The sequence below is a fragment of the Marinococcus salis genome (assembly GCF_054971365.1).
Genome location: NZ_JBQOJB010000021.1, coordinates 14,403 through 39,620, shown reverse-complemented (window position 1 = coordinate 39,620; position 25,218 = coordinate 14,403). Strand labels below are relative to the sequence as shown.

At 46.3% G+C, this 25,218-nt stretch carries 24 protein-coding genes; 10 read left to right on the top strand and 14 right to left on the bottom strand.

The genetic code is table 11. The features are described 5' to 3' along the window. Nucleotides 1–431 precede the first annotated feature (431 nt). The 7 genes from ACTTK6_RS14135 to ACTTK6_RS14105 all read left to right on the top strand — a co-directional run bounded on the left by ACTTK6_RS14135 (nucleotide 432) and on the right by ACTTK6_RS14105 (nucleotide 6,631). Entirely contained in the window at nucleotides 432–890 is a 459-nt protein-coding gene (locus ACTTK6_RS14135) for a MarR family winged helix-turn-helix transcriptional regulator (protein WP_079475174.1), read from the top strand. A 135-nt stretch (nucleotides 891–1,025) separates the two neighbouring features. Beyond that, nucleotides 1,026–2,258: a DNA polymerase IV gene (locus ACTTK6_RS14130; RefSeq protein WP_462833735.1), complete on the top strand. Its 1,233-nt coding sequence runs from the start codon at nucleotides 1,026–1,028 to the stop codon at nucleotides 2,256–2,258. 87 nt (nucleotides 2,259–2,345) lie between these two features. Continuing rightward, on the top strand, nucleotides 2,346–3,404 hold the full coding sequence (locus tag ACTTK6_RS14125) for a zinc-binding metallopeptidase family protein (protein WP_079475172.1): 1,059 nt from the start codon (nucleotides 2,346–2,348) through the stop codon (nucleotides 3,402–3,404). Nucleotides 3,405–3,567: 163 nt separating this feature from the next. Further along, entirely contained in the window at nucleotides 3,568–3,930 is a 363-nt protein-coding gene (locus tag ACTTK6_RS14120; RefSeq protein WP_079475171.1) for a hypothetical protein, read from the top strand. Between the two features lie 31 nt (nucleotides 3,931–3,961). Next, complete coding sequence (locus ACTTK6_RS14115) at nucleotides 3,962–4,939, top strand: Gfo/Idh/MocA family protein (protein WP_233133488.1); 978 nt, start codon at nucleotides 3,962–3,964, stop codon at nucleotides 4,937–4,939. A 6-nt stretch (nucleotides 4,940–4,945) separates the two neighbouring features. Further along, entirely contained in the window at nucleotides 4,946–5,254 is a 309-nt protein-coding gene (locus ACTTK6_RS14110) for a hypothetical protein (protein WP_143745406.1), read from the top strand. 105 nt (nucleotides 5,255–5,359) lie between these two features. After that, entirely contained in the window at nucleotides 5,360–6,631 is a 1,272-nt protein-coding gene (locus ACTTK6_RS14105) for a multidrug effflux MFS transporter (protein WP_094909024.1), read from the top strand. A 99-nt stretch (nucleotides 6,632–6,730) separates the two neighbouring features. On the opposite strand, the gene dhaM is transcribed toward ACTTK6_RS14105, so the two are convergent. The 4 genes from dhaM to ACTTK6_RS14085 are packed head-to-tail and all read right to left on the bottom strand — an operon-like array spanning nucleotide 6,731 to nucleotide 9,229. Then, on the bottom strand, nucleotides 6,731–7,132 hold the full coding sequence (dhaM, locus tag ACTTK6_RS14100; RefSeq protein ID WP_022794265.1) for a dihydroxyacetone kinase phosphoryl donor subunit DhaM: 402 nt from the start codon (nucleotides 7,130–7,132) through the stop codon (nucleotides 6,731–6,733). Further along, a complete protein-coding gene (gene dhaL, locus ACTTK6_RS14095; protein WP_079475167.1) occupies nucleotides 7,132–7,752 on the bottom strand; it encodes a dihydroxyacetone kinase subunit DhaL in 621 nt (206 codons plus the stop codon). Before dhaL ends, dhaM begins: the two co-directional genes overlap by 1 nt. Before the next feature lie 7 nt (nucleotides 7,753–7,759). Beyond that, entirely contained in the window at nucleotides 7,760–8,728 is a 969-nt protein-coding gene (dhaK, locus tag ACTTK6_RS14090; RefSeq protein WP_079475166.1) for a dihydroxyacetone kinase subunit DhaK, read from the bottom strand. Between the two features lie 18 nt (nucleotides 8,729–8,746). Beyond that, on the bottom strand, nucleotides 8,747–9,229 hold the full coding sequence (locus ACTTK6_RS14085) for a DinB family protein (protein WP_079475165.1): 483 nt from the start codon (nucleotides 9,227–9,229) through the stop codon (nucleotides 8,747–8,749). 180 nt (nucleotides 9,230–9,409) lie between these two features. Here ACTTK6_RS14085 and ACTTK6_RS14080 point away from each other — a divergent pair, with 180 nt between their 5' ends. After that, nucleotides 9,410–9,856 (top strand): DUF4385 domain-containing protein, encoded by a 447-nt coding sequence (locus ACTTK6_RS14080; protein WP_079475164.1) that lies wholly within the window; start codon nucleotides 9,410–9,412, stop codon nucleotides 9,854–9,856. Between the two features lie 24 nt (nucleotides 9,857–9,880). Here the strand turns inward: ACTTK6_RS14080 and ACTTK6_RS14075 are convergent, their stop codons facing one another. Continuing rightward, a complete protein-coding gene (locus ACTTK6_RS14075) occupies nucleotides 9,881–11,056 on the bottom strand; it encodes a pyridoxal phosphate-dependent aminotransferase (protein WP_158219200.1) in 1,176 nt (391 codons plus the stop codon). 230 nt (nucleotides 11,057–11,286) lie between these two features. Here ACTTK6_RS14075 and ACTTK6_RS14070 point away from each other — a divergent pair, with 230 nt between their 5' ends. Continuing rightward, nucleotides 11,287–12,225 (top strand): ABC transporter substrate-binding protein, encoded by a 939-nt coding sequence (locus ACTTK6_RS14070; RefSeq protein WP_079475163.1) that lies wholly within the window; start codon nucleotides 11,287–11,289, stop codon nucleotides 12,223–12,225. Between the two features lie 46 nt (nucleotides 12,226–12,271). On the opposite strand, the gene ACTTK6_RS14065 is transcribed toward ACTTK6_RS14070, so the two are convergent. From ACTTK6_RS14065 to ACTTK6_RS14035, 7 genes are all read right to left on the bottom strand, one after another. Beyond that, the gene (locus tag ACTTK6_RS14065; protein WP_079475162.1) at nucleotides 12,272–13,450 is read right to left on the bottom strand and encodes an iron-containing alcohol dehydrogenase; all 1,179 of its coding nucleotides are present in this window, start codon (nucleotides 13,448–13,450) and stop codon (nucleotides 12,272–12,274) included. Continuing rightward, complete coding sequence (locus ACTTK6_RS14060; RefSeq protein ID WP_079475161.1) at nucleotides 13,443–14,966, bottom strand: sodium:solute symporter family protein; 1,524 nt, start codon at nucleotides 14,964–14,966, stop codon at nucleotides 13,443–13,445. Before ACTTK6_RS14060 ends, ACTTK6_RS14065 begins: the two co-directional genes overlap by 8 nt. A gap of 109 nt (nucleotides 14,967–15,075) precedes the next feature. Continuing rightward, entirely contained in the window at nucleotides 15,076–15,558 is a 483-nt protein-coding gene (locus tag ACTTK6_RS14055) for a hypothetical protein (protein WP_094909023.1), read from the bottom strand. Nucleotides 15,559–15,570: 12 nt separating this feature from the next. After that, entirely contained in the window at nucleotides 15,571–16,998 is a 1,428-nt protein-coding gene (locus ACTTK6_RS14050) for an aldehyde dehydrogenase family protein (RefSeq protein WP_462833734.1), read from the bottom strand. 63 nt (nucleotides 16,999–17,061) lie between these two features. Then, nucleotides 17,062–18,075, bottom strand: a complete 1,014-nt coding sequence (locus tag ACTTK6_RS14045) for a LacI family DNA-binding transcriptional regulator (protein ID WP_079475158.1) — start codon at nucleotides 18,073–18,075, stop codon at nucleotides 17,062–17,064. 135 nt (nucleotides 18,076–18,210) lie between these two features. Next, complete coding sequence (locus ACTTK6_RS14040) at nucleotides 18,211–20,634, bottom strand: Lon protease family protein (RefSeq protein ID WP_462833733.1); 2,424 nt, start codon at nucleotides 20,632–20,634, stop codon at nucleotides 18,211–18,213. A 154-nt stretch (nucleotides 20,635–20,788) separates the two neighbouring features. Further along, complete coding sequence (locus ACTTK6_RS14035; protein WP_462833732.1) at nucleotides 20,789–22,021, bottom strand: Nramp family divalent metal transporter; 1,233 nt, start codon at nucleotides 22,019–22,021, stop codon at nucleotides 20,789–20,791. A gap of 259 nt (nucleotides 22,022–22,280) precedes the next feature. On the opposite strand from ACTTK6_RS14035, the gene ACTTK6_RS14030 reads away from it, so the two are divergent. Next, complete coding sequence (locus ACTTK6_RS14030; RefSeq protein ID WP_462833731.1) at nucleotides 22,281–23,171, top strand: C40 family peptidase; 891 nt, start codon at nucleotides 22,281–22,283, stop codon at nucleotides 23,169–23,171. Nucleotides 23,172–23,251: 80 nt separating this feature from the next. Here the strand turns inward: ACTTK6_RS14030 and ACTTK6_RS14025 are convergent, their stop codons facing one another. Further along, complete coding sequence (locus tag ACTTK6_RS14025) at nucleotides 23,252–23,404, bottom strand: hypothetical protein (protein ID WP_462833730.1); 153 nt, start codon at nucleotides 23,402–23,404, stop codon at nucleotides 23,252–23,254. Nucleotides 23,405–23,708: 304 nt separating this feature from the next. Beyond that, the gene (locus ACTTK6_RS14020; protein ID WP_079475153.1) at nucleotides 23,709–25,136 is read right to left on the bottom strand and encodes an SLC13 family permease; all 1,428 of its coding nucleotides are present in this window, start codon (nucleotides 25,134–25,136) and stop codon (nucleotides 23,709–23,711) included. Nucleotides 25,137–25,218: the final 82 nt, after the last annotated feature.

Below are 25,218 nucleotides of genomic sequence, written 5' to 3'. Positions count from 1 at the left end.
CGTATCAACGGGGATTCTGTCTCTTTTTTATCGTTAATGGAAATAATTGTTAGTAAACCCGCAACAAAAGAGTAAGCATATTGTTCGCATTCATCCCCTCCTTCTCTTATCGTGAAACTATATATCACTGCAAAAGGAGGAAATGTTGTTGCTAAAGCAATGGATAAGAAGCCTCTCTTTCTCAAAACGCTGCTACTACTGCAGATCGAAGACCTCCTATATGCGTCCATACTTCACAAAGCAGGGTGAAAAAGTATTTGTCTGTGAAAAATGCCTTGAATACGCTGAAAGAAGGGCTATGCAGCGGGCCGATTAGAAAAGAACGCATAATATTTATGTTTTATATACACTCGTTTTGCGCTTATCTCTTTTTTCGCTCCTAATCTATATTACAATAGAGAAAAAGACCGATTGGAATTGGAGGGGCTCCGATGAATAAACATGACAAGGAAATGCTAGAACTAATTGAGACCGGCGTGGTAACGTTAATGCGCCGGGCAGATTTTAAAAGAACACTCGACAGCCAGGCAAACAGCCTGGACCGTTCTGCCTATTTGATTCTTCAAGTACTGCACCAGCAGAGCCCCCGTTCTGCTCGCGAACTCGCTGATCACTTTCTCCTTGATATCTCTACACTCAGCCGCCAGATCCACTCCCTGGAGAAAAAGGGCCTCGTTTCCCGCCGTCCCGATCATCACGATAAGCGGGTCAACCAGATTTTTATTACAGGGGAAGGGATCGAGGCGATTAATACACTGAAGCAGGAACGGATCCATATGTATGCTAACCTATTGGCCGACTGGGAGAAGGAAGATCGCGATCAATTCGCCCAGCTGCTCGAGCGTTTCAATAACACCCTCGTACAGAAAAGGGGCCTCCCCTCGTCATAATCAAGAAGCCGGAGCTAAACGGGGCTCCGGTTTTTTTCACCTTAAACAGAACATTTGTTCGTTTAAAATATATATTTTGAGGTATAATTTAGGGAAAAGAAGAAATAGCTTTATCAACCAAAGGAGGGAAGGGCTGTGGAGCGGATTATTTTTCTAATCGATATGCAGTCGTTTTACGCCAGTGTTGAAAAGTTGTACTATTCCCATCTGCAGCATAAACCAACAGCTGTAGCCAGCGACCCGTCGATCCGGAGCGGCGTTATTTTGGCTGCCTGCCCTGTCGCCAAACGCGAAGGTGTAAAAACGGCCGAAACACTCAGCCAGGCCCAGCAAAAATGTCCTGCGCTCGTTGTTATCCCTCCACGCATGGAGCTGTATTTAAAAATTTCGGTACAAATTGCAGCGGCGCTTGAAGCGTACACAGATAAGATAGAACCTTACAGTGTAGATGAGCTTTTTGCAGATATGACGCATACATACAGGCATACGGCCTCTACCCCGGAGCAGGCGGCTCTTTTTATCAACCGCCACCTGCTTCGGGCGTTCGGCGTCTACCCCCGCATTGGCATCGGACCGACCAAGGTTCTGGCCAAAATGGCCTGTGATCATTTTGCCAAAAAATCCGAAGAAGGAATTTTCACCCTGAGCCAGGATCAGCTGGCTTCAACGCTTTGGCCGCTCCCTGTGAATCATCTGTTTGGTGTTGGCCGGCGAATGGAAAAACACCTGCGCCAAATGGGCATTCGAAAGGCTGGCCACCTCGCTGCCTATCCAGTGGAAGAACTGCGGCACCGTTTCGGACTGAACGGTGAACTGCTCTGGCAGACAGCTCACGGCATTGACCCTTCCCCAGTCAGTCCCGGAACTCATACGCACCGAAAGGCTGTCGGCCACCATATGACGCTTCCACGTGACTACTCCAGCTGGGATGATATCCGGGTGGTGCTGCGCGAGCTGAGCGAAGAAGTTGGGCGCCGGGCACGGGTTGAAGGCTTCAGCGGTTGGACAGTCACTGTCGGAGCCGAAGGCCGTGATAACGAAAGACCTTTTCATTTCCATCGGCAGGCCGCCCAGGCGGCACCGATTAATGACGGCAAAGCCCTCTATAAAGCTGCTGCTTCCCTCTTTCTTAAGCATTGGAACTTTTATCCGGTCCGCGGCCTGAGCCTCAGCCTCCAGCAGCTCGAAAGTGATCAATCTGTGCAGTTGGATTTGTTTTCTGAAAAAGAGTATCGTGAGGACTTAAACAGAACAATCGATACTCTTAAGGAACGGTACGGACCGGCGGCCGTGCTCCAGGCCTCCTCCCTTCTTCCGGGCGGCCAGGCCCTGACCCGGGCGGAAAAAATCGGGGGTCACTACAAGTAAACGCCGGCAGTTTTAGGTGCATGAGTTGACGGCAAAGACAAAAAACGGGATGCTGTAATAAATTGTACTTCCAAGGAGGAAACGCCCATGAAGGAATCATCTGAACAATTTTTATATGGCCTGCTACAAACACCCTCTCCATCCGGGAATGAAATGGCCATCCAGCGTAAGTGGCTTCAGTACGTCTCTCCGTATGCGGATGAAGTTCACACAGATACAATCGGCAATGCCTGGGGTGTCATTAACCCCGAAGCCTCATTTCATGTCCTTTTAGCCGGCCACTGCGATGAAATCGGTTTTCTCGTAAAGTCTATCGACAGCAGCGGCTTCGTACGGGTAGAAAAGCTCGGGGGTATCAGCCAGGCCCCAGCTCTTGGAATGAAAGTAACTTTCCAGGGCAGAAAAGGGCCTATCACAGGTGTCACAGGCGTTAATGCGGAACACAAAGGCGGCAGCAAAAAAGACTTTGCTTTTTCTGATTTATACATAGATTTCGGAGCTGAAAGCAAAGCGGAAATGGAAGAATATCTTTCTGTCGGCGATGCAGGAGTTTACGAGCGCACTCCCGAAAAGCTGTTGAATAATCGCTTCAGTGGTCGTGGACTCGACAACCGCACAGGTGCTTTCATTACTGCAGAAGTCCTGCGGCGGCTACAGGACAGGCGTCCGGCGGTAGGTGTATACGGCGTCAGCACGGTCAACGAAGAAACAAACATGGGAGGCGCTCATTTTGCCGGAGCCGCTCTGCGGCCTGATTTAGCAATTGCCCTGGACGTTACATTTGCATATGATTACCCCGGGTCCAATCCAAATCAGGAGACAGAAGTAACTCTCGGCGGGGGTCCAGTACTTGCCAAGGGAGCTCCGATCCATCCGACGGCTAATGAAGGACTCGAGCAGGCCGCAAAAAAAGCCGGCCTCTCCGTGCAGTACGAGCTCACGCCAAGAGTGACCGGCACTGATGCTGACCGGCTGCGTCTGGCTGGCGCCGGCATTCCAAGCGTCAACGTGTCCCTTCCTCTTCGGTACATGCATGCCCCAGTGGAGACAGCGAGCATGGATGATATTGAAAATGTTATCGGACTATTAGTCGAATACATCTGCTCACTCAAGGAAAATGAAGACCTGCGGCCAGTCCGGCCGTAATTACTCATTTGTATATCTTTTCGTCCCAAACTCTCTTCTTTTTCGGGAAGAGGGTTTTTTATCACCTTTCCTTTTTTGATTCAAGGCTGTTCATTTGATGCTAAAACCGCTACGATACAATTATGAGTACTTGTATCTAAACTAATCAAAGGAGCTGCAGCTAATGGAAGAACGCTTAGCGGAATTCGGACAAATCATCGATCAAATTATTTCCCGGGTGCCCGGTACCTTCAGTGAAAATATCGCTGTATTTGTTTTGGCTATTTTATTGTATTTTTTACTGCGCCCCATTTTCTTCTTATGGAAACCGGCGGCTTCCCGGCTGCTAAAAATGCTGTGGTACGTGGCCCTCGGTTTTGTCCTGCTGCAGGAAGCCGGCTCCATTTACTTCATTCTTGGCTTTGCTGCTGCTGTAGAAGCATATGATCAGTTTTTTCTATTTTTTGAGGAACGAAAACGGAGGGCTTCTATCTCTAAGGCAGAAACAAAAACACGATCGAGCCGGAAAAGGAAAGGAAATTCATAGACACAGCTGATACTTAAGGAGGTTTTACATAATGAATTTTGCCACTGTGGGAACGAACTGGATTACCGAAGCTTTCATTCAGGCTGGCAGAACGCTTGAGGATTTTCAGCTGCAGGCTGTGTATTCCCGGAATCTCGAACGGGCTCAAGCTCTGGCGGACCAATATGACGCGCCTTCGGCTTATAATGATTTAGAACAGCTTTGCCGGGATACAAATGTGGAGGCGCTGTATATTGCAAGCCCTACCAGATATCATTTTTCTATCGCCATGGCCGGCATACAGCACGGAAAGCACATCATCTGTGAAAAGCCAATGTGCTCTAATGCTGAAGAAGCAAAGCGGCTGCTCGCTGCCGCTTCCGAATACGGCGTTACGATTATGGAAGCGATTAAAAATATGTATTTCCCGGCTTGGACTGCTGTGACCGATCACCTTGACGAAATCGGCAAGCTCCGCCGGGCATCGATTTCCTACTGCCAGTATTCGAGCCGGTACGACGCTTACCGCGAGGGAACTGTACTCAATGCTTTTAAACCGGAGCTTTCCAATGGGGCCTCAATGGATATTGGCATCTACTGCCTCCACCCGGCTCTTGAGCTTCTCGGCATGCCGCATACCGTACAGGCACATGGTTACCTGCTTGAAACCGGTGCTGATGGCCAGGCAGCTGCTCTTCTTGGATATCCGGAAGCCCAGGCAGTCATCAGCTATTCTAAAATCTCTTCTTCGACTCAGCCAGTCGAGCTGCAGGGAGAAGACGGCACGATCACCATCGATCACATCAATCATATGCACCGGGTGACCCTCACAAAAAAAGATGAAACGACTATCCTTTGGGAAAACAGCCAGGAGGATTCCATGGTCCATGAAATACAAGCCTTCATTCGCCTTTGTGCCGGTGAAGATGTGCCTCATATTTCGATCGAACGCTCCATCCAGGTGCTTCAAGTCCTTGATGAAATACGTGCTCAGACCGGCGTCCACTTCCCGGCAGATACCGAGGAGTAGCAGCAGGTGATGAACCTATTCTTTTTTTCCTTAGTAAATGAAGGATTAAGTGCTGTATTTTCCGTAGCTTTGACGCAGGAATATGTGTTTTTCCTTTTCAGCTTCATCTTTTTTATTCTGTTGCGGCCTTTGTGCTTTTTATGGATGCCTTCGCTCGAGCACCTGCTTCGCTGCGCATGGTATGGAATTATCGCTGTCGCCTTTTTTCAGGAATGGGCCGGCACGCTTATTATCCTGTTTTTCGCGCTTAGTGCAGAGTGCTGGCATCTGTTGTTTGCGGCTCTCGAAACAAAAACTAAGAAAAGTCCGGCTTAAAACAGCGGACTTTTCTTTTTATATGGCTTATGTTAGAATCCTTTCTTGTGCTTAAAAAACAACGTGTCCCGTGATTCATATTTCAACAAGGGAGTAGATTTTATCATGAGTTCCACACAGGCGGTATCGTCTAAAAAACGGATCGGCCTGGCTATTCTGCTAGGTTCGCTGGCTGCGTTCGGCGCACTGACTATCGACATGTATTTACCCAGTTTTCCTTCTATTGCCCAGGACCTTGATACGAGCGCTTCGCTGGTACAGCTCAGTTTAACAGCCTGCCTGCTCGGTCTCGCCTTTGGCCAATTAATCGTAGGGCCTATGAGTGATGTGAATGGAAGAAAAAAACCGTTATCTATTTTCCTGTTTATTTATATAGCCGCCTCTATTTTATGTATATTCGCTCCAACCATTTGGATTTTGATTGCTTGCCGTTTTCTGCAGGGATTTTCCGCTTCGGCCGGTATTGTTATTTCCCGGGCAATTGTCCGGGACATGTATTCCGGAAAAGAACTAACGAAGTTCTTTTCGCTGTTGATGCTTGTAAATGGACTTGCTCCGATACTTGCCCCAGTGCTTGGCGGAGCCATCCTTAATTTCACCACGTGGAACGGCGTATTTGCTGTTCTGAGCGCGATAGGCGTCACTATTTTCATTATTGTTTTATCCCTGCTCCCGGAGACCCTTCCGGAGACGAACCGTTCAGACAGCGACATAAAAGAAACGGTAAAGACTTTCGGCAGCTTGCTAAAAGACCGTTCGTTTATGGGCTACGCTCTTGCCCAAGGATTAAAGATGGCCGGCATTTTTGCTTATGTGTCCGGCACCCCATTTGTGTATCAGGGCATTTACGGAGCTTCACCGCAAGTTTTCGGCTTTTTATTCGCGCTTAACGGCATTGGTATTATTATCGGCTCCCAGACAACCGGACGGCTTGCCGGCATTGTGCCCGAACGAAAAATACTCACGTTTGGCCTCGGGCTGACCATCGTTTCAAGTTCCGTCCTGTTAATAATGACCATAATTCAAGCACCGCTTGCCTCTATTGTGATCCCGATGTTTTTCGTTGTTTCAAGCCTTGGACTTGTAAACACTGCCTCGTTTTCCCTTGCGATGGAAGAACAAGGGCACCGGGCCGGCAGCGCCTCTGCGCTGATCGGTCTGCTCCCATTTCTATTCGGGGCAGCTTCGGCTCCGCTGGTCGGCATTGCCGGAGAGCATACAGCGGTACCGATGGGCATTGTGATTTTTGCAGCAGATGCTGCGGCCGTGCTCAGCTATGTGTTGCTGGCGAGAGCGTCAAAAACATCTTCTGTCCAAAAAGAGGAAGCCTCCCGGAAAGCTTATTATAAAAACGCAAAACCGAAAACGAGCTCGTAACCTGAAAAGCTGGGAGCATATGATTTTACAGCTTTTTGTAAGGCACTCTATTCCAGCCAAAAAACCCTGAAACCGTCGCAAGGTTTCAGGGTTTTCTCATTAATCCTCGATTTTTTTCCATTCCTTTGCCGATTCTGCTGCCTTTTTCACTTCCTCGAGTGTTTTTCCCATTCCTGCCTCAACTGCAGCAATATAGGCTCCTTCTACAAGCGGGGCATCAGCGATAGTAATACGGCCTTCAAGCTCGGGAAGCATTTCAAGAGCCATTTCTGCATTCATTAACGCACTGCCAATATCAAACAGAAGCAGCACACCTTCCTCAGTCGTAACCGACTCTACGGCCCCGGTAATCCGGTCAACGCTCGTGCCGATTTCTCCCTCTTCAGTGCCACCGGCTGCGGCGATCGCAACGTCCTCCTGTTTCGTCTGGGATACGAGATCCACGATTCCATCGGCGAGTTCTTTGCTGTGGGAAATAACAATGATGCTGACTTTCGCCATTAAGAGGCCCCCTCCTTATAAACTTCTGCCAGAGCTTCGAAAACGAGCTGCGATGAAAAGGCGCCCGGGTCCATATGGCCTTTCGAGCGCTCGCCTAAATAGGAAGCCCTTCCTTTTTTTGCGACCCGGTCAATAGTAGCTTCTGCTTCTTTCGCAGCTGTTTTGTTTGCCTGTTCTGTATCCACTCCGCGCTCTTTCATTTCATCCCGGACAGGAATCCATACATCGAGCATTGTCTTGTCTCCAAAAGAAGCTTTGCCTCTCGTTTCAATACCACCGACGGCAGCCTCGATGCCTTCGGTAAAGGCTTCGCTGTCGAGTACATCTCTTCCCTTCCATGCATTGGCGGCTTTAAGAAAAGCTGTTCCGTATAAAGGCCCTGAAGCCCCGCCCACTTTCGAAATAAGTGTTGAAGCTATATCTTTATACATCGTGCCGATGTCGTCATAGGAAGAATCGTTTACTTTATTTGCTGCCTCCTGAAACCCCCGGGCCATATTGTGTCCGTGATCGCCGTCTCCGATGGCCTGGTCGAGCTCGGAAAGCTTATCCTTATGCTCCTGCATTTTTTCGTTGATTCGTAGTGCCCATTGCTTCATTACTGCTGCGCTTAGTTCCATGAAAACTTCACTCCCTGCCGGATAGTAGCAACCGTTTACGTTCCTCATCCAAATTTAAAATCGTTACCGAGCATCCCGTCATTTCAAGCGACGTCATATACTCTCCCACAAAGGTTTTCTTTACGTGAATACCACGGTCTTTTAACAGCTGAATAGCTTTTCTTGCCACAATATACAACTCCATCAACGGTGTGGCTCCCTGCCCATTAATCATTAATGCCACTTCGCTGCCGTCATTTAGATGCATATCGTCAAGCACATGCTGAACCAGTTCTTCCGTAACGGCGTCGGCCTGCATCAGCTCACGGCGCTCCACGCCCTGTTCGCCGTGAATGCCGGTTCCAATCTCCATCTCGTTCTCTTCAAGAGTAAATCCGGGCTTTCCGGACGCCGGAACCGTACAAGGTGCGAGGGAAACGCCCATCGAGCGAACATTGTCAGCAACGCCCTGTGCAATTGCTTCCACCTCGTCCAGGCTTTTTCCCTCAGCTGCTGCTGCCCCGGCAATCATATGCACAAGAGTCGTTCCCGCTACGCCACGCCGATCGTCGGGATTCGAAATCGCTACATCGTCCCGTATAACGACCTGCTTGACCGTAATATCTTCTGCTTCTGCGAGATCGGCAGCCATATCGAAGTTCATTACATCCCCGCTGTAGTTCTTTACGATTAAAAGAACTCCGGCTCCGCTGTCCACGGCTTTAATGGCTTCAAGCACCTGGTCAGGGGTCGGCGAGGTGAATACTTCCCCGCTCACTGCTGCATCGAGAAGCCCTTCCCCGACATATCCGGCGTGAGCAGGTTCGTGCCCGCTGCCCCCTCCGCTGATCAAAGCTACTTTACCTTGCACTGGCGCGTCGGCCCGCACAATCACATTCGTATTTTCAATCGCCCGGAGCTTGTCGGGATGAGCAGCCACCAGTCCTTCCACCATTTCAGAAACGATCTGATCCACACCATTAATGAGCTTCTTCATTTCTTTTCCTCCCTCAGTCTATAGTTTTGCTTTTATATCTTGGATTTGAGCGATATGCCGTTCTTCATGGAGGCCGATCATCTCCAGCCACTGATGAAGAGGCATAGGCCCAAAATTGGGATGCGAAATGGAACGTGCTGCTAAGTCCTCACTGGTGTGCCTTTCTTCAAGGTGACGGATATAGTTTCTCGTTTCCTGCAATTCTTCAAGCAGGGTCTGTTTGTTAAATTCCATATCCTCAGGCTGGAGTTCCTGCGGCGCTTCCGCCGGACGGCGGCGGTATTTCATCATTTGAATCGGCTTTTCTTCCGCCCTTGTGGTAGGTTCTGTTTCCAGGGCGCTTTTCATGCTTCTTCCTACAAAGGCTTCAAATAGCCGGAGGTGCTCTACTACCTGAGCAACGCTCCAATCCGTAGCGTCCGTTTTTATGTTCCAATCTGCTTCCGGAACTGGTTCGACTTCCTCCAGAAGCTGGCTGCGTACATTTTCAATATATTCCATCTTAAAACCTCCATCTACCACAAGGATTCGATGTATATCTTCGATAATCCTTCTTTATTCTATGCATCCCGTTTATTCCCCTTTTTAGGAAAGATAAATCCTGTATGGCTACAAATTTTTACACATACATCTCTTCATTTCCGGGCAAAGAAGATAAAGACAAAAAAGGAGAGAACGCAAATGAGTTTTAATTATGAAGAGGATTTTGACAGCATTAATTTTCGTGAACAACCCGAGAAATACCGCGTAGGGCGAGGAGAACAGGGCGTTTTAATGGTGGAGCCATACAAGAGTGAAATTTTGCCGCACTGGAGATTCAAAACACCCGACATTGCTAAAGAATCCTCCGGACAGATTTATGAATTATTTTTGGAATATAAAAAACAGAAGGACTTTGTCGGTATGGACATGGCAAGAAAATTTCTGCAGATGGGCTATACCCGCTCGCGCCGGTATGCCAATTATAAAGGAGGCAAAAAATATGACAAAGACGGAAATGTGAACGAGCGGCAGATCAATGAAGAAAAAGCCGAATCAGCCCGGATTTTTGAAGAAAAATGGATACAGGCCCGGGAGGACGAAACTTACCTGGCATGGAAAAAAGAGCACCAAAATAAGTATGGGTGAACGAAAACATGTTAAAGCTATGCTTCACTTCCCCTCCGCTGCTACACCGGCGATTCTTACAGCCGCTTCTTTCAACCGTTCTTCCTCTTCAAGCAGGCCGATGCGGACGTATCCTTCTCCCATACTGCCAAAGCCATGGCCTGGGGCTACTACTACACCTGCTTTCTCAAGTAGCTTTTCGGTGAACGAAGCGGAGGTGTAGCCGTTTGGCACTTTCATCCATACAAAAAAAGAACCCCGGGGCGCCTGTACCTCTGCGCCCTGAGCGCGTAGTGCCTGAATAAATACGTTTCTTCTGCTTTCGTAAACATTCAGTATATCTTCAGCCATGCCTGCCCCGTGGTCAAACGCATACGCTGCGGTTTCCTGCACCGCCCCAAACAAACTTACATACAAATGATCCTGCATTTTATTAATCATCTCTATTACCGAAGCATTTCCTACCGCCACAGCTGCTCGCCATCCGGCCATGTTAAACGTTTTCGACAGTGTATACATTTCTACGCCCACTTCCCTGGCCCCGGGAGTCTGAAGAAAGCTCGGCGGTTTTTCGCCGTCATAGCCGAGTGATCCATAGGCAAAGTCATGCACGACACAAATGTGATGCTGTACAGCAGTCTGGACCGTTTCTTCAAAAAAATCCGCCGTAGCGATTCCCGCCGTTGGATTGTTGGGATAATTTAAAAACATCATTTTCGCCCGGGTCAGCACATCTGCTTCAATTTCGCGAAAATCAGGGCGGAACTCATTTTCTTCTTTTAACGGCATAAATACTGTTTCTGCACCTGCCAGGGCCGTTCCGGAAAGATAATCAGGGTACCCCGGATCAGGAAGCAGCGCCGTATCCCCGGGATTAAGAAGGCACTGGCTGATCTCCACCAGACCGGTTTTTGCCCCAAACAAAACCGCCACCTCCGTTTTTGGATCCAGCGTCACCCCGTATTCCCTCTGATAAAAATCAGCTGCCGCCTCTTTCAAAAAAGCATACCCCCGGAACGGGGAATATTTATGATATTCGGGGTTTTCGGCAGCTTTCTGCATTTTTTCAACAATTGGGCCCGGCGTCGGCCGGTCAGGATTACCTTGGCCCAGGTTAATTAAATCCCTGCCTTCTTCCTTAAGCTCCTGCACTTTCCTTGAAAGCGAAGCAAAGAACTGTTCCGGCAGTCGGTCGATTTGTTCAGACGGTTCAAAACGCATAACATTTCCTCCTGTAGGCAGATTTTTCTTCATATGTTTTACAATCATAAAAGCAGGCTTTTTTTAGTGTAACGTTAAAAAAACAAAAGCACAGCCCTTACATTTTATTAAAAACTATCGGCACACGACATTTTTTGCATAGTTCCAAAGGTTTACATTGTAATTATAAAATGAATACCATATAATAGTCATGCAAATGATTATTATTATCAACTAGGAGGATTACATATATGTTTAAAAAGTGGTTTTCTTTATTTGCAGTCGGTTTTGCACTTTTATTTGTCCTTGCCGCCTGCGGCAATGATTCTTCAGGAGATTCCGGGGAAGGGGAAAACGGCGGGGAAAACGCAGAAGCTGAAATGAGAACCGTTACCGATCCGACCGGCCGGGAAGTAGAAATTCCGGCAGATCCCCAGAATGTGGTAGCCCTGCAGAACGTAGCAGACATGCTGATCCTGGGCGAGCAGCCGGCAGGCACCTCTGACTATTATCTTGACACATACGGTGACAGGCTTGAAGGAGTGGAAAGCGTGGGCGGAGATACGCCTAACGTCGAACAGATCAATGAGCTTAACCCAGATATGATTCTTTTATCGGATTATCAGTCTGACTCTCTCGAGCAGCTCGAGCAAATCGCACCGGTCTACATGACTTCTTTTGGAGATACACCGGAAGAGCAGCTGAAAAACACTGCTGATGCATTAAACAAAGAAGACGCCAGCGAAGAATGGCTGAATGAATACGAACAACAAGCCGAGGAAGCAAAACAAACACTTGCAGACAATAATATACCGGAAGATGCAACTGCGGCTGTCGTCCAGTTTATCGGTAAGGAAGTTTACGTACATGATCAATCTGTTTTTGCCGGATTGTATGAAGGCGCCGGGCTCGAACCGACAGAAGGCGTAACTGAAAACACAGAAACTCAGGCAATTTCTCTTGAAACTGTGCCTGACTATGTGGAGGGCGCAGACTATCTGTTTATTCTAACCGACCAGGGAGAGCCGACAGAGCAGTCCCAGGAACTGGTGGATGATCTGCTTGCTGATACCGAAGCCGTTCAAAACGACCAGTATTACTATGTAAATAATACAAAATGGAGCGACTTCACGCTGCTTGGCCGTGAGTACCAGCTAAATGATTCAGTCGAAAAAATCACCGGGGAATAAAATAATAAAGGCCCGTATTCTATTAAAAGAACGGGCCTTTTTTTAACTATTTGTTAATTTCCAAAGTACCTGCAAAAGCTGCTTCATATCTTTCTAAAATATCCTGGTAAGAATAAGATTTAGGACTTCTTGCTAAAAGCCTTGTCTGTTTTTCTCCGCTTTCTGCCAGCTTCACAAGATCACTTTTTTCAATTCCAAACTGCTCCAATGTCGAAGGAATGCCAACATCTTCAACAATATTCTTTAACTCCCGGACACCTGCTATTGCAGCTTCCCTTTTCGACAACCCTTTTGTATTAGCCCCTATTCGTTCTGCTATCGTCCCCATTTTTTCCATGCAGGAAGGCCAGATGTAATCGAAAATGTAAGGAAGAAGCACAGCGTTGGATTCACCATGGGAAATTTTAAATAATCCTCCTAACGGATAGGCTAAAGCGTGGACGCCGGCAACCCCTGCGTTGTAAAAGCTGAGCCCTGCCGTCATGCTCCCCCAGCTCATCTGCACACGCGCCTCTTTATTATTTCCATTCCATACCGCCGTACGAATATTTTTCGCTATTCTTTCCATTGCATCCAAAGCGAGAGCATCGGTCAGGGGAGTGCTGTTAACAGAGATGTATGCTTCTACTGCATGAGTAAGAGCATCCACTCCTGTAGCCGCAGTGATCTTAGGCGGCACCGTCATCGTGAGCTCGGGATCTACTACAGCAACGTCTGCCAATAAAAACTCATGGGTGATAACGTCTTTAGTGCCCTCAAGTGAGAACACACTGATATCAGTCACCTCTGCCCCTGTACCAGCCGTAGTTGGTATTAAAAGCTTTGGCAGGCCTTTGCTTTTAAGGGTTTTGTCGCCGGAAAGATTTAAATAATTTTCGATGGAGCCTTCGTTGCCATGCAATACCGAAACGGCCTTTGCGATATCCAAAGAGCTGCCGCCCCCGATTCCGATAACAAAATCTGCATCGAATGACTTCAGTGCCTGCAAAGCATTCTTCCCGATTTCTACAGGCGGCTCCGGTTTTAAGTCTGAATATATTTCATACACCACCCCGGCTTTTTTTAATTGCTCCTCTAAAGGGGCTGCGAGGCCGGCATCGACTACCCCCGGATCCGCAAATACCATTACCCGTTTTGCCTGATGGGCCTGCAGCAAAGCCGGTGTTTCATTTATTGCTCCTTCACCAGAAATAATTCTAATAGGCGATACAAACGGTTTATACATTTTTCCCACTCCTTGCGTTTGGTTTCTGCTTTATATCTAAACCACTTTCTTTTGAAGATTCAGTAGTAGCTATCGTCACAATATACATCGTGAGCATCCCGACAATAACTCCAATACCAGCAGCCCCGAATGGATTCGAGAAGTTAAGGCCGATTGGCAGATAAACGAACCAATACACAACTGTCGCTGCTATTAAAGAAGATATGGCTGCTGTTTTATTGGCACGGTCCCATACACCACCAACTACAATAGGGCCTGCAGTAGCTGCCATGATGCCTCCGATGCCAATCCACATAAAGACCGCTAAGAACTCTGGCGGGGACCAGGCAAAAAAGATGGCTGCGATTATTACTACAAATGTGCTGTAACGGCTGATAATCAATTCGTTCCGCTCCGCTTTTTCTTTCGAAATATTGATTTTAGGTACAATCGTTTTGCGGTACAAGTCATTAGCAAGCAGCTGAGTAAGTGATACTATCAAACCGTCGGACGTAGACATTACGGCGGAAAGCACAGCTATTGCCAGAAAGGCTGCAATCACCGGCGGGAATATTTCACTGAACAGCACCGGAATTATTTGATCCGGGCTGATACCTGCATCCGAGCCGACTACCGCTATTCCAAGCATTCCACCCAAAGCCATCAAAGGAAGAATTGTAGCAAAGATCGTGCAATACATAATCAGCTTTCTGATGTCTTTGCTGCCTTTAACTGCCATAAATTTATTGCCAAGATGCGGCTGCACTGAGAAAGGAAGGTGGGCTACAAACAATAAGGCCACCAGCCAAAATGCTCCGTACGTGTTATCTCCAGGAAGAAATAACTGATTAAAGCCGCCCTGAGGATTTTCATTACTTACTGTTTCAAGCATATTTGTGAAACCGCCATTGACACCAACGCTCGTCATAAAACAAACAAATACTGTAATTGCTACGATCAGCATTAAAAATCCCTGCACGGCATCTGTAATGATGTCTGAGTGGGAACCGCCCATAAATACATAAACAGCCAGTACCGCTGCCGTGATGATTAAGCCAATCTCATAATTCACACCCATCATCGTCTGAAACATTGTCGCAGCAGCAACAAATTGAGAAACTACGTAAAAAATGAGCAAAATAGAAATAATCGTTAACGCAATCCGCAAAAAATCACTTTTGTATCTTTCTCCAATAAATTCTGGAATCGTTCTTGTACCAAAATCATCACCATATTTCTTTATAACCTTGGCTACAAAAAGCATGCCAATAACGGTAGCTATAGGATAAAGCAGCGGATACCAGAGACTCGGTGTTCCGATACTGTATGCAAGCCCCGGCATTCCCATAAACGTTGAACCACTCGATATTCCCGCTGCGATTACTAAGGCAATCACTAAGGGACTATAACTTGATCGTGCAGTAGCAAAATCCTCCGAAGTTTTAGTTCTTTTCATTCCGACCCAGCCGAAATACAGCATCATTAGTATAAATAAGCCCATGAAAATCCAGGAATAGGTTACGATTTGTGTATTCATAGAACCCCCCTATTCTTTTTCCTTTACAATGTTTGTTTTCCAAAGTGTCAATGCCATCCCCACCCAGGTGCCAAGTATACAAATGGCCATAATTATCAGAAAGTTCATTTTATTCTCCCCTTTCTTGATAAAACTGCTGAATAATAGGAAATTTTTCTAATTTATCGTAGGATCCTGAACTCACTTCATACAGCATGGTTTTCATCTTATTGCCAGCACCCTTTCTAACGTCTTCGATCTGGTAGGGTGCGTAAATAACATAAGTTTGCTCCCATTGCACCACTGGTACCTTCCATGACCTGCGCTGGTAGAGAAAATACTTTCTTAATATTTCCTTCCCCTGCTCCTGGAAGGCATTCCTTTCTATTTCATAAGGAATAACTGTTTCCCTCTTTACTTCAGTAGTTGTGTAAACTGGAAGATGATCTATAATACTCTGCCGGTTCGTTATACCGTCTCCAACAGTAATAATTTTTTCTTTACGTTCACCAAACAAGGTTTGAAAAGTTACTGCCCACTCAGCTGCGTACTGGGGGTAATAACAAGTAAACAAATGCTCTTTCTCCCTCCCGGTCATTGTTTGTATTTGCATGCCGCTCTCCCCTTAACGATATTTAAGGCTTATCATTTTCAATTCAGTCATTTCTTCGATGGCGTATTTTACTCCCTCCCTTCCATATCCAGAATCCTTCACTCCCCCATAGGGCATATGATCAAAACGCAAAGTAGGCACGTCATTAACAAGAACCTGGCCGGCTTCTATCCGGTGTGCCATATCCAAAGCCTGCTTCAGGTCATTCGTAAACACTCCCGCGTTCAAGCCAAACCGGCTGTTGTTCATTTGTTCCAAAGCTTCTTCCGAGTCTTGTACTTTATTGATAATAACTACCGGACCAAAAGCTTCCTTGCAGGAAATAGAAGATGAGGAAGGAACATTCAGCAAAATAGTCGGCTCTAAACCATTACCAGTCTTTTTTCCTCCCGCCAGGATTTCAGCCCCCTCGGTTTCTGCTTCTTTCACCCATTCATATAAACGCTGCTGCGATTTTTTATTAATTAAACTGGAAACTTCCGTGCTTTCTTCTAAGGGGTCCCCGAACTGAAGAAGAGCAGTTTTTTCTGAGCATCTGCGTACAAAATCTTGAAAAACTTCTGCATGGACATAAATACGCTGTGTACTTAAACAAACCTGTCCATTATATGCAAACGCCCCTTTGACTGCCTTTTCAGCTACTTCATTAATTTCTTCACAGCACGACTGGTCGATGTACATCGGCGAGTTGCTCCCTAACTCAAGCGTCATTTTTTTCAATCCTGCTTTTGCTTTTAACAGCTTTCCTATTTCGGGGCTGCCAGTGAAAGATATTTTTTTCACCCGCTCGTCATGAAGCATTACTTCTCCTAATGATTTTCCGTCTCCGGGAACTATTGCGATTGCTCCGGAAGGAAGGCCTGCTTCAGTTAATATTTCTGCCAGTAACAAGCTTGAAAAAGGAGTCTGCTCTGCTGGTTTAACTACAATAGTGTTTCCTGCCGCTATCGCCGGGCCGACTTTATGGGTCACGAGGTTTAAAGGGAAATTAAAAGGAGTAATGGCTCCAACTACTCCAATAGGTTCATGAATTGTATAAGCATCCCGGCCTTCGCCGCCTTCTGCAGCGTCTAGTTGTATATATTCCCCGTTCATTCTTTTTGCTTCTTCACCGGAAAACTGCAGGGTCTGAATAGTTCGTTGCACCTCGGTACGGGCAGCAGTTACCGGCTTGCATACTTCCTGGGAAATAATTCGCGCCCCGTCTTCTTTTCTGTTCTGTAAGATTTCTGCCGCCCGAAAAAGAATTACAGCCCTTTCATTAGATGTTAACGTTTTCATTTTTTCGTAAGCTTCATTTGCTTCTTTGATTGCTTCATGCATCTCGGCTGGAGTGCTTTCAGCTGCTTCTCCAATTAAATTCTCTGTGTGGGGGTTGAAAACCTGATAGTAATTTGCAGCAGCTTGGGTTTTCCCTAGTAAAAACCATCCTTTTTTCATCCTTCTGCCTCCCAATATTTTCTGTGAATACGTATTCTCAGAACCAAAATTAAACCGCTCAGTTCATACTGAGCCTGGTTTAATAGGCCCTGTCGTTTTCCTTTGGTACAATGCAGGTTCGAGCGTAACTTGGATCGGAGACATGTTTTCCTTTCCAGCTTCAATCGAATTGATGAGATGTTCAATTCCGAGTCTTCCTAAATTCTTGTTGGACTGAGCGCCAATTGTGGTTAATTCGAATGCATGATGCCGGGCCATTCGTACGTTGTCCACTCCACAAATACTAATATCCTGAGGAATCCGGTATCCAAGCTCCAGAAGTGTATCCATGGCAGTGATAGCTATGGCATCCGTAGCGGCAAAAACTGCTGTAGGACGATTTTTCCGCCCCATCATTTTGAAAATGGCATCTGCTATCGCTTCCTCACTCGTATCAGTTTCGTTTAAAAATACTTTCCCGGTTTCCATAGTTTGCTCTGCTATTCCTTCTGTAAAGCCCAGATATCTTCCATAAAAAGTGGAAGTATACATTGGCCCTCCGATGAATCCAAAATTCTCATGCCCGAGCTGGTACAAATGGTTCGCCGCCATTTTTCCAGCCTCGTAATTATTTATTTCCACAAAGTTTCCGCCTTCGTTATGCTTACGGTTAAACATCACGTACGGTATTTGGGACGCCTGCAATTCCTTCAGGATGGGGTCATCCATAAACACGGAAGACAATATGATACCATCCACCTGCATAGAAAGCACCGTTTCATATACAGTCATGTTGTCTCCGTTGTTCTCAAAGAAAACGTTGGTATTATAGCCCCTTTCTTTAGCGTAATTCACAATGGATGAAGTGGTCTCCACAAAGAAGGGATTATGCAACGGCCCGGATATGAGCGCTATCGTTTTAGAGCGCTTGCTGACTAAAGATCTGGCTATGGCATTTGGCCGGTAATTTAACTTTCTCATTGCTTCTGTAACTTTAGCTACGTTTTCTTTGCTGACCTTGTCTGAATTATTCAGCACTCTGGACACTGTTGATTGTGAAACTCCTGCTTCTTTGGCAACTTCTTTGGAAGAAATCATTTTTTTAACTCCTGCTGAATACGTATTCATGGTAACTTGTTTCAATTATGAAATCGCATACATAAAAAGTCAAGCAAAATTTTATTCATATTCATAACAATACAGCCTCTCTCTACAGACTGTATTGTTCATTTTTTATTCTATTTTCTGCTGCCTCAGATCTACTTCATACATCCGGTTAAAACGGGCTTCTGTGCGGGCAAACACTGAGCCTTCCGGGTACGTGCCGTCTTCCCGGCGTACGGCTCCTGCCCGTTCACCAGTCAGAATTTCCATCCCCTCGGAAATATGGCCGACCGCCCACACGTGAAAACTTCCTGCTTCCGCTGCTTCTACTACTTCCGGGTCGAGCATTAAATTACGGGCGTTCTGCTTCGGAATAATTACGCCCTGCCGGCCGTTCAATCCTTTTTCCCGGCAGATCTGAAAGAACCCCTCGATCTTTTCATTCACGCCCCCAATCGGCTGAATTTCTCCCCATTGATTTACTGACCCGGTTACTGCTATCCCCTGGTAAATAGGCACCTCGGCCAGAGAGGAAAGCAGCACATACAGCTCTGTACTCGAAGCACTGTCGCCGTCGATCAAATTATAGGTCTGTTCAAACGTGATGCTCGCCGATAAAGGAATGGGACGGTTTTTAGCAAACTGCCCGGATAGAAACCCGGTTAAAATCATCATCCCCTTATGATGAATCTGGCCGCTAAGAGAGGTCTCCCGCTCAATATTCATCAACCCGCTTTTCCCGACGTACGTTTGAGCCGTAATTTTTGTCGGAATACCGAACATGGAATCTCTTGTGCCCATAACGGCTAGTCCATTTATCTGGCCGACCCGGTAGCCTTCCGTTTGAATCATAATCGTTTCATCATAAATTCTTTCTCTGTATTGTTCGGGAATATGACTTGAGCGCCTGTATTTTTCCTCGAGCGCCCGGAAAACGTGTGCCGCTTTGACACAGGCCTCCCTTTCCTGCAGCGCGTAGTGACTGGATTCTACGAGCAGCTTGGTAATATCCTGAAACCTCGTAGTCATTTTACCCTGCTCATCTACTAACCGCGAACTATAGTCAATCACCCGGGCCACAGCTTCCCGGTGAAATGGCAGCAGTCCTTCTTCCTGAATATAATTTTTCACAAATCCAGCCATTTTCCAGCTGTTTTCATCGCTTTTTGCCATAACGGTATCGAACTCCACCTTCACTTTAAACAGCTTATCAAACTCTTCATCGAGTCTCGAAAGCAGATCATAAATATAATAGGAGCCGATAATGATGACTTTGGTCCGGAAAGGAATCGGCTCTGGCTTAAGAGCACTCGCTGGCAGCAGTCCCCGCTCTTCGTAGGAATTTTCGATATGCACATGGCCGGTCTGAAGCATCCGTTTTAATCCCGGCCACGAGCCCGGGTGCTGCAGCAGATCTGCGGCGTGAAGGATCAAGTATCCTCCGTTGGCCAGATGCACAGCTCCTGGTTTAATGAATGTGAAGTTCGTCACCAGGCTGCCGATCTGCCCCTGATACTCTACCTTACCAAACAAATTATGATACGTTGGATTAGATTCATATACGACTGGCGCTCCATCTAAATGCCTGTTGTTTACAAGCAGATTCACCACATACCGCTGATACTGTTTTTCTTTCATTGTCTCAATTGCTCCTGCTGAACTTTCCTGCCCCTGGGCCGCGGCGAAAAAGTAAAAATGCTCCACGACATCCTGTTCATACGCAGTTAAATAATCCGTAACCTTCGGCATATGGCCGTACTGCCTGTGGAGCGGCTCAAATAACTTTTGTACTGCAGCTGAAGCCGTATCTGCCATAAACACCTGTACTTCTTTGCGAAAATTCTCCTCCATCCTCGCAATACGGCGCAGAGCGTCCTGAACTTTTTCTTCTACAAGCTTCTCATTTACCCGCAAATGCTCTTTTTCTGCTTCAAGTAAATGCTGGTAGGTTTCCCTGTTCATTGGCTGGCCGCGTTGAAGGGGGATTTTATTAATGCCGTTCTGCATGCGTTCGAGCTTAAAGTGGTGCTGTACGGCAAATTGGTCAGTTTCTTTCCATAGCTCGTCCATTTCTGCACGAAGGCGTTCAAACATTTCCCGCTTTTGCCTTTCATGACTATCGCTTGAAAATGCTGTCCTTAATTCACGCTCAATGTCCAGCAGCAGCTGTTCTATTTCCCGTCGAAAACGCTGGCCTTCCCCGGCTTTAAAGGAGAGCACTTCCGGCCGGTCTGGGTCGTCAAAATTGTGCACGTAGCACCAATCGTCGGGCCTTTCCTGAGTTCGGGCCAGATTCTCCACACTGTGCTGAGTATAAGTCATTCTTCCCGTCCCTGTCGGCCCCACGACAAATAAGTTGTATCCCGTCTGTTTTACCGAAAGACCGAACTCCATAGCCCGTTCAGCACGTTCCTGCCCAATCATTTCATATGGAAAAGCACCCATATCTTCGGTCGTTTCAAACGAAAAGGTTTCAGCATCAAACTCTGAACGAAGCTCTCCCGGAGACAGCTCATGCAAAGCAAGTCTTTTTTCATAATCATGATGATTCATGAAACGCTCCTCCCTTCACTGCCAGCTCGATTTTACATTTTGGTTTCCGCGTACACCTTCGGGTTAAAACATTGATTCAATTAGTAGTGTTTATTCCCTTTCTTATCATTCCTATGCTTTTTCTTTTATATTTCCCTAGAAGAAACTAGGCGGTTTATGAAGTAAAGGCCATAATCGCATCCACAATGCTGTAGCCACCGAGAAACATGCAAACCAGTACGATAACTCCTCCCACCAGATTCATCTTCCAATGATTCACGTAATGGCCGAGGCGGTTTTTGTTATTCATAATAACTAGAAGCATAATTGAGACAAAAGGCAGAATAAGACCGTTTAATGCTTGAGCAAAAAGCAAAACATCTAGAGGTTCAAACCCAAGTCCGGAGAAAACAATCCCAATGACCATCACGGATAGGAATACCAGTTTAAATCGGATATTTTTCATGCCCCGTTTCCATTTTAATACGCTGCTGACGGTAACCGCTGCTCCAAGTGGCGATGCAAGCGCGGAAGAAAAACCTGCAGCAAATAAACCAATGCTGATAAAGGCGGTGGCCCAACTGCCCAGCAGTGGCTCAAGCTGCAATGCAAGGTCTGCGACGGATTCTACTTCAAGTCCACGTATGGTAGCCCCCGACGTAATCAAAATGGCTGCTGTAATTAATCCCCCCAAGCCGATCGATAAAAATACGTCCAGACGTGCTTCTTTCAAATGCCCTGGCTCGCTCCAGCGTTCTTTTACATTCTCTGAATGGAGAAATAAATTGTACGGAACAACCGTAGTACCAACAATTGCTATCACTGTAATTATAGCTCCCGGTGGAATCGAGGGAATAAAAGCTCCTTGAAGCAATTCCGCGGGATCCGGCTGTGCAGTTACCATTGTGGTCACAAATGTTACACTCATGACCGAAATCAGTACTATCATTACCCGTTCAATTAACTTATAGCTTCCGCTAAGCCCAAGCAATAAAATAATTATGCCTACGACAGGGCCTATGGTATTTTCAGAAACACCCGTCAGTGTCGTTAATCCTAATGAAGTACCAAGCAAGTCGCCGGCAATGTAAGCAGCACACCCAAATACAATAGCAATAATCATAAGCCACATGGACCCGTATTTCAGCAGTGGGTTTGTAAATTGATCTCTTATCGCTGCCCCCAGGCCTTTTCCAGTAATTATTCCGAGCCGCGAACACATTTCCTGAAGTATAATAGTCGTGACAATTGAAAAAATGACGGCCCAAAGCAGGGCGAACCCAAAAGAAGCTCCTGCCCCGGTAGCTGTAGTAACTGTCCCCGGCCCAATAAATGAAGCAGCTACAATCACCCCCGGGCCAACCACCTTCACTCTTTCTCGTAACGGTTTCTTTTCTGCCTTTACCATTCATACTCCCCCTTCAGAAAATTAATCATTAAATAAACAAAATATTTTTTATATTAAAAATATTACAGATAATATTTGGGCGTTTTTCCTTTCATTTCGCATTTTACACTTTATTTGATGAGAAATTGATCATTAATTATTTCCTATTTTATACTCAGCGTTATTAAAACGTAATCTGGCTGAAACCTCCCGAATCATTCTATTTGTTACACTTACTCACAGTTTGATAAATTGATTTACATCATGAGGAGGAACATAAATGTTTAAATCTAACAGAAAAGCACCAAAGTATATATTATCCTCTGCCGTCGTTACGGCTTTAGCTTTAACTCCGGCTTTAAGTGGAAATGCAGCTGCGTTCGCTGATTCTGATTCAAGCGCAAGCAACAGCTCCAGCCAGGAAGACTCTGCCGAGACAGCGAACAAATCTGAATCTGCTGACGACACTCTTCTTTATCTTGGTGACTCAGGCGCCAGCGTAGAAGCTCTTCAATCGACGTTAAGCGATCTTGATTACTACAATTCCGAAATTGATGGTACTTATGATGAAGAAACTGTAGAAGCTGTAGAAGCATTTCAAACAGAAAATAACTTAAGCATAGACGGTATCGCCGGCCCTGAAACCATGGGGGCATTGGATGAAACAGAAGACTCCTCCGAGGCTCGTGATGAAACAGAAGAGAGCAGCAATGAAAGCAGCGAAAATAATGAAGAAAACGAAGAAGTCGCTTCTGCATCCTCTGGAGAATCTTCGGAGCCTTCCACTGAAAGCACATCATCCAACACGTCTGATTCCGGACTTGTTGATTCTGCGGAAAGCGTACTAGGCACTCCTTATGAATGGGGTGGAACTACCGCAAGCGGTCTGGACAGCAGCGGCTTTATCAACTACGTGTTTGAGGAAAACGGCACAGACGTTTCAAGAACCCATGAAGGCATCTGGCAGAACAACGGTGAATTCGTGGAAGAACCAAACGTGGGCGACGTTGTTTTTTATGAGGGTACGTATGACACAGAAGGCGCTTCGCACAGCGGTATATACATTGGAGACGGGCAAATGATCCATTCTGGCTCAAGCGGTGTCGAAGTCGCTGACACGAACAGCGATTACTGGGAAGAACATTATATTGGTGCAAAGACGATCGATTAATTCCTACATCTTTTAATAACCGCCTCTCTGCTTGTTTGCAGGGGGCGTTTTTTAATAAACTTGCTCATGGTTCAAAGCTTCTATATCAACACCGCCAGTCCCAGACACAATAAAGAGGCAGTTAATACCGCTCCTAAAAACGAATGCCAATGAGCTTTCGCTTCGGGCACGTTCCCCAGCCGCTCCATCCCTTGAATTAATTGAACTACAGCAAGCGCTGCTACTGGCGGCACCAGACTCCACAGCGGAAACGTTCCGGAATAGGCAGTCAAAAGAAACGCGATGGCAGCTCCCGTCCATTCTAAAGTCGTTCCAGCATAATTATGGGCTTGCTTCTTTTCCGCTTTGGTTCACTCCTATAGGGGTGTCTGGTTTTTAGACGCAAAAGCCCGTCGAATATAAACCAAACTGCAAGTATCGCAATAAACGAAAATAATATCTCACCTTCTCCCATCGTATAGGTGTACATAAAATAATCCTTCCGCATAAAACAATCTTTTTTTATCTCTTCTCAAAGGCCGGACAGGTTTTATACACTTAATAATTCAATACAACTGGCTGCCAGAAGTAAACAAACGCAACGATGACGAAGATAGCGACAATATTCATCCAAAACCCGGCTTTCACCATATCATCAATGGTTAAATAATCTGAACTAAAAACTGCAGCGTTGGGCGGAGTGGATATTGGCAGCATAAAGGCACAGCTGGCTGTTAAAGCTACGATCCCCATAATCGCGTAAGGGTCTACTCCTATTCCAAGCGCAAGACCGATGCTTATCGGCATCAGCATGTTCGACACTGCCGTATTGGACATAATTTCTGTCATAAACAATACTATGGCAGCAAGTACAATTAAAATTAAGACAAAAGGAAGTACCTCAAGTCCCCCCAAAAGCTCGCCAAACCATCCTGTTAAATTCGAAGATTCAAATGCTGCCGCAAGAGACAGCCCGCCCCCGAAAAGTAACAGCAGCCCCCAGGGCAGCTCTTTCATATCCTGCCATACCATGAGCCCGCCCCTTTCCTGTTTAGCAGGAAGCAAAAACATCGAAGTAGCCCCGATAATGGATATAGAAGTATCCGACAGACGATAGGCTTCCGGGATAAATCCGCTTGTAATCCAAAGAAAACCGACAACGGTAAAGATGGTCAGCACCGATTTTTCTTCAAAAGACATAGGCCCCAGCTCTTTCAGCTGGTTTCTTGCAAAATCAGTGGAAATATCCTTTTGCGCTGCCACACGGAACTGAATTTTCGTTAAATAAAAATAAAGCCCCGTAAGAAGAATAAGCGTTAAAGGAAAGCCAAATAAAAACCATTCTGCAAAAGTAACCGTCCGGTCCAGATTGGACGAAGCCACAGCTGCAAAAGCAGCGTTGGGCACTGAGCCTATTAATGTAGCCAGCCCGCCGATAGAGGCTGAATAGGCTACTGACAGCAGCAGCCCCTTGGCAAAACGGTTCAAGGATACTTCATCAAAGAAATCTTTATCCTTCACCTCTTTTATTAACGCTAGTGCAATAGGCAGCATCATTAACGCGGTAGCTGCATTTGAAATCCACATGGACAGCAGGGCTGTCGCCAATATAACGCCTAGAACAATGCGCTGGCTCCCCGTGCCGACAAATGAAATAATTGTCATCGCAATTCGTTTATGTAGGTTCCATTTTTCAATCGCAAGAGCAATGGTGAAGCCGCCCATATACATAAAAACGATGGGGTCGGCATAGGCCATTGTTGCTGTTTCTTCATCCGCCCCTCCAGTAATAGGGAGCAAAAAGATAGGAAGCAACGACGTAGCTGGTATGGGCAGTGCTTCTGTGATCCACCATGAAGCTACCCAGGCCGTAACGGCAAGCACTGCTCTCGGTTCGCTCTCAAGACCGGTAAGCGAAGGGAGAAAAAATAATAAAGCAAACAACGCCGGTCCTAGAATCAGTCCAATTTTTTTCCTTAAAGGCATAGTCCCCCTCCTTTCAATAAATATGTATGCAGCACTAAAATTTGGTTGGAATATTCTGAGTTTTAACACTACATATGCTCAT